The organism is Allofournierella sp. (genome assembly GCF_048388525.1).
Classification (GTDB): Bacteria; Bacillota; Clostridia; order Oscillospirales; family Ruminococcaceae; genus BQOK01.
In genome coordinates this window covers 1-4,445 of record NZ_DBGCTQ010000072.1, presented here as the reverse complement: position 1 = coordinate 4,445, position 4,445 = coordinate 1, and the positions used below count along the sequence as shown (strand labels likewise).

Here is a 4,445-nt window from a genome sequence, read left to right as displayed (position 1 = left end):
CTCCTCTTCCTCGCCTTTCCGTCTTTGCAAAAAGCGGGCAAAAAAGCCGGGGTGCTGCTCGGGCTCCTCGTCCGGGATCACCGCCACGCTCTCGCTGAAAAATTTCTGGAACACATCGTCCATCTGCATGGTGGCCGAAAGGCCCGGCGGCGGCGGATTTTCATCTGCAGGCGGCGGGGCCGGGGCCTGCCGCACGGGGTAGCTGGGGGCCGGGGGCTCTGGAACAGAAACAGGTGCGGAAGCCGCCGCGCGCCGCGGCGTTTCCCGCATCGGAACAGACCCGCCCACGGCAGGCCTTTGGTCCGCACCGGCAGTGGCCCCCGTGGCCCTTTTGCGCTCCCCGGCAGGCGCCGGGGCTGCCCCCTGCGGGGCGGCGGGCGCCTGCCTTTGCGCCCGGGCGGGGGCGGGCTTTTGTTCCCGGGCCGGCGCTGCCTGCCGCGCGCTGCGGGGCAACTCCTCCTCCAGGCCAAGGCCCGCAAGGATATCCTCCACCGCCCGGTCGCTGGCCGGGTCCGGCGTTGGCTGCTGTTTCAGGTTTTCCAGGATCTCGTCCACCGAGCCGGAAAATTTGTTGTCAGGCATGGCTTTGTTTTCCTCCAACTGCAAGGCTCAGGCGCGGCGCTGGCGGGCGATTTCGTACAGGATGATGCCCGCCGCCACCGACACGTTAAAGCTATCCACTCCCGTGCCGCGGCCCGCCATGGAAAGGCTCACCGCGCCGTCGCACAGCCTTTTCACCAGGGGGCTCACGCCCCGGCCCTCGCTGCCCATCACCAGCGCGATGGGGCCGGTCAGATTGCTGGTTTCCAGGGGCGCGCCCTCCATCTCGGCGCAATACACGAACACGCCCTGTTCCTTGAGCTTGCGCACCGCCTCGCCAATGTTGGCCACCCTTGCCACCGGCAGCCGCGCCGCGGCCCCGGCGCTGCTTTTCAGCACGGTGGGGGTCACCGCCGCTCCGCCGCGCTTGGGGATCACAACCCCGTGTGCGCCGCACAGCAGCGCCGAGCGGATCACCGCCCCCAGGTTGTGGGGGTCCTCCAGGCCGTCGGCCAGCACTAAAAAGGGCGCTTCGCCCCTTTCCTCTGCCGCGGCCAGCAGCTCTTCCAGCCCGGCGTACCGGATCTCGCTGGCCCAGGCCGCCACGCCCTGGTGGCTGTCGGTGCCGCAGGTCAGGCGCAGCTTGGCCGCGTTCACCCGTTTTGCCACCGCCCCCGCCTGTTTTGCCAGGGCGGTATAATAGGCGGCCACCTGGGGGGGCAGCCCCTCGCTGATGAGCACGGTGTCCACCCCGGCGCCGCTTTTCAGCAGCTCAGCCACCGGGTTTTTTCCATACACCAGGCTCGGGCTGCCCTCTCGTTTTTCAAATGTCTGGGCCATAGGATCTCCTTTGCGCCATAAAATTTATATATAGTTAAAAGTATAGCACCCCACGCTCTACTTTGCCAGCATTTACCCCCAAGTTTTTACGCTTTTCGCGCGGGGGCACAGGTCAATCTCAGGTTGGCCCCAAGAGGTGCTGCTTAGACGCACATTTTCAAAAAAAATGCAAGGCCCCCGCAAACCCTGCCTGGTAAAGGCAGTTATACACATCGTAGACTGGTTTTCAGCTTTCCACATGTTGAAAACCCTGTTGAAAGTGTTGACAAGTGGCTTGTTTTCAAGTTGAATTCATGATTCTGACACAATTTCTCGTATGTTTTCAACATCCATATTAAAAACTTTCGACTCAACGTTCAGTTATAAATTCTTTGTCAATACTGGTATTTCGACAAAAAACCCCACCCAAGGGCTGGGCTTTTTCTCTCTATTTCCCACAAAAGACGAATTCTCCTGTTTTGTGTTATAATAGCCCCAATACGGCCGGGATCGGTCGATGCGGCGCATCTGCCCGGCCGCCCCGCGGGGCGGCCGGTACAAAAATGGATCATGGGCACGGAGGGTGAAAAGATGCTGGTTTTGGAAGACGCACGCGGCCTGGAACTGGCCCCCACGCTGGACTGCGGCCAGGCCTTTCGCTGGCGCGAGGGCCCCGGGGGCTGGCAGGGCGTGGTGGAGGGGCGCGCGGTCACGGTGCGCCGGGCCGGGGCGGGTCTTGTGATCGAGGGCGCCGGGGAAATTGACCGGGCCTTTTGGGAACAATATCTGGCCCTGGATCTGGATTACCCCGCCCTGATCGCCCGTTTTGGCCGGGGCAGCCGCCGGCTTGCCGCCTGCTGCGCGGCCTCGCCCGGCATCCGGGTGCTGCGCCAGCCCTTCTTCGAGGTGCTGTGCGCCTTCATCATCAGCCAGAACAACAACATCGGCCGCATCAAGGGCATTGTGGAGCGGCTGTGCCAGGGGCTGGGCGAGCCCCTGGGAGGCGGGCGGTACGCCTTCCCCACCCCTGGGGCGCTGGCCCGGTGCACGCCGGAGGACCTGGCCTTTCTGCGCGCCGGCTGGCGGGCGGGATACCTGGTGGACGCCGCCCAAAAAGTGGCTGGCGGCCAGGTGAGCGAGGCCGCCCTGCGCGCCCTGCCCACCGCCGGGGCCCGGGCCCTGCTCATGACCATCCGGGGGGTGGGCCCCAAGGTGGCCGACTGCGTGCTTTTATACGGCCTCTCCCGCTGGGAGGCGGTGCCCATGGACGTGTGGATGAAAAAGGCCATGAAGGAGCTGTTCCCCAACGGGCTGCCCGCCTGCTGCCGCGGCCGCGAGGGCATCGCCCAGCAATTTATTTTTGATTATGCCCGCCGCAATCTGCCCCGCGGCACACAAAAAGTGCAAGCAAAAGGCACGGGCGGACATTGATTTCACAAACCCGATAGGGTATACTGAAAGACGGAACGCACCACCACACAATTGATTTTTGGAGGGCAAAGAGAATGTTAGTAAGCGCAACCGAAATGCTTCAAAAGGCCCGCGACGGCCACTATGCCGTGGGCCAGTTCAACATCAACAACCTGGAATGGACCAAGGCCGTGCTGCTGACCGCGCAGGAGCTGAACAGCCCTGTGATCCTGGGCGTGTCCGAGGGCGCGGGCAAGTATATGACCGGCTATAAGACCGTGGCCGCCATGGTGAGCGCCATGGTGGGCAGCCTGGGCATCACGGTGCCGGTGGCTCTCCACCTGGATCACGGCAGCTACGAGGGCGCCAAGGCCTGCCTCGAGGCCGGCTTCTCCAGCATCATGTTCGACGGCAGCCACTACCCCATCGAAGAGAACGTGGCCAAAACCACCGAGCTGGTGGCGCTGGCCCACGCCCAGGGCGTTTCCATCGAGGCCGAGGTGGGCTCCATCGGCGGCGAAGAGGACGGTGTCGTGGGCGCCGGCGAGGTGGCCGACCCGGCCGAGTGCAAGCGCATTGCGGATCTCGGCATCGACTTTCTGGCCGCCGGCATCGGCAACATCCACGGCAAGTACCCCGCCAACTGGAAGGGTCTCGACTTCGACGCGCTGGACAAGATTCACCAGGCCACCGGCGGCATCCCCCTGGTGCTGCACGGCGGCACCGGCATCCCGGCCGATATGATCCAGAAAGCCATCAGCCTGGGCGTGTCCAAGATCAACGTAAACACCGAGTGTCAGCTCAGCTTTGCTGCCGCCACCCGCGCCTACATCGAGGCCGGAAAGGACGAGCAGGGCAAGGGCTTTGACCCCCGCAAGCTGCTGGCTCCCGGCTTTGAGGCCATCAAGGCCACCGTGAAGGAAAAGATGGAGCTGTTCGGCAGCGTGGGCAAGGCGTAAGCGTTTTTCTCACTTTCGTACAGAAAGCCGCCGCAAAGCAATCCGTCCGGAACAAGATCCAGCGCCTCTTTTGGCCGGTTTAGGCCAAAAGAGGCGCTGGATCTTTATTTTGCGGGTCTTTTTTGCCATGGGTTCACGGCCTGCGGCCGTTCCCTTTCTTTTTACCAGGTCCTCATGCCCGGGAACCACTCCCGGGCGCTGCGGCGCACGCCGTTCACGTACACCTCGAAGTGGCAGTGATTGCCGTAGGAATTGCCGGTGGAGCCCACATAGGCGATCACCTGGCCCTGGCTCACCGCCTGCCCATAGCCCACCGCCAAACGGCTTGCATGGGCGTAAAGGGTGCGGTAGCCGTTGCCGTGGTCGATGATCACGTAGTTGCCGTAGCTGTAGTGATAACCGGCGGTCACCACCACCCCGCTGTCCGCCGCCACGATGGGCGAACCGTAGGCCGCGCAAATATCAGCCCCCTTGTGGTAGCTGCTCATCCAGCGGCTCACGTAGGTGTAATTGGGCACCGGCCAGCGTAAGGAACCGCTGCCGGTCTGTGCCAGCTGGCCGTCCGGCAGCTTGGTGCCCTTATCGATCACACGCGTCACCGGGGCTTTCAGCGTCACCCGCTCGATCTCATTCACCTCGTTGGCCGTGGCAGAGTCGCCGTAATAGACGTTTTCATACGTGACCTCGTCCAGGCCCGTTTCGCCCTCCTGCACTACC

General features: G+C 63.4%; 4 protein-coding genes and 1 pseudogene. 2 read left to right on the top strand and 3 right to left on the bottom strand.

Annotated elements, in window-relative coordinates; translation table 11 throughout:
• Both ACMLHZ_RS09300 and rlmB read right to left on the bottom strand, forming a co-directional pair.
• Positions 1-582, bottom strand: a pseudogene (locus ACMLHZ_RS09300) (hypothetical protein); the annotation flags it as partial.
• A 27-nt stretch (positions 583-609) separates the two neighbouring features.
• Positions 610-1,380 carry a 23S rRNA (guanosine(2251)-2'-O)-methyltransferase RlmB gene (gene rlmB / locus ACMLHZ_RS09295; RefSeq protein WP_418456041.1) on the bottom strand — a complete coding sequence of 257 codons (771 nt, stop codon included), beginning with the start codon at positions 1,378-1,380 and terminating at the stop codon, positions 610-612.
• A gap of 570 nt (positions 1,381-1,950) precedes the next feature.
• Between rlmB and ACMLHZ_RS09290 the strand changes: the two genes are divergently transcribed.
• Both ACMLHZ_RS09290 and fba read left to right on the top strand, forming a co-directional pair.
• Positions 1,951-2,790, top strand: a complete 840-nt coding sequence (locus ACMLHZ_RS09290) for a DNA-3-methyladenine glycosylase family protein (protein WP_418667459.1) — start codon at positions 1,951-1,953, stop codon at positions 2,788-2,790.
• Positions 2,791-2,864: 74 nt separating this feature from the next.
• Positions 2,865-3,728 carry a class II fructose-1,6-bisphosphate aldolase gene (fba, locus tag ACMLHZ_RS09285; protein WP_418456039.1) on the top strand — a complete coding sequence of 288 codons (864 nt, stop codon included), beginning with the start codon at positions 2,865-2,867 and terminating at the stop codon, positions 3,726-3,728.
• Positions 3,729-3,889: 161 nt separating this feature from the next.
• Here fba and ACMLHZ_RS09280 read toward each other — a convergent pair.
• Positions 3,890-4,445, bottom strand: a 556-nt coding sequence (locus ACMLHZ_RS09280) for a peptidoglycan DD-metalloendopeptidase family protein (protein WP_418667458.1), incomplete at its 5' end; no start/stop codon positions are given.

What these genes read in the sequence shown, in the direction of transcription:
- rlmB (WP_418456041.1), bottom strand. Translation starts at nt 1,380, where the DNA reads ATGGCCCAGACATTTGAAAAACGAGAGGGCAGCCCGAGCCTGGTGTAT.
- ACMLHZ_RS09290 (WP_418667459.1), top strand. Translation starts at nt 1,951, where the DNA reads ATGCTGGTTTTGGAAGACGCACGCGGCCTGGAACTGGCCCCCACGCTG.
- fba (WP_418456039.1), top strand. Translation starts at nt 2,865, where the DNA reads ATGTTAGTAAGCGCAACCGAAATGCTTCAAAAGGCCCGCGACGGCCAC.